Source organism: Microbulbifer okhotskensis (assembly GCF_023895975.1).
GTDB classification, from domain to species: domain Bacteria; phylum Pseudomonadota; class Gammaproteobacteria; order Pseudomonadales; family Cellvibrionaceae; genus Microbulbifer; species Microbulbifer okhotskensis.
The window spans coordinates 1-215 of record NZ_JALBWM010000582.1; the positions used below are offsets into that span (position 1 = coordinate 1).

Sequence of the window (215 nt, forward strand, 5' to 3'; positions counted from 1 at the left end):
TGCATTGTCGGCGCCTATGCCGCTAATAACAGCTTGCTCGACGTGGGCTTGATGCTCGTGCTGGGATTGCTGGCATATGTCATGACGGAGAATGGCTTTCCGATCGGCCCGATGATACTCGCGGTCATCCTTGGGCCTGTGGTTGAGAGCAATTTCATGCGATCGATGATCAAGAGTAATGGTGATCTCTCGATGTTGTTCGATCGCCCTATTGT

General features: G+C 52.1%; 1 protein-coding gene. It reads left to right on the plus strand.

Annotation, left to right across the window (positions count from 1 at the left end):
- Nucleotides 1-215, plus strand: a 215-nt coding sequence (locus MO867_RS23350) for a tripartite tricarboxylate transporter permease (RefSeq protein WP_252473552.1), incomplete at both ends; no start/stop codon positions are given.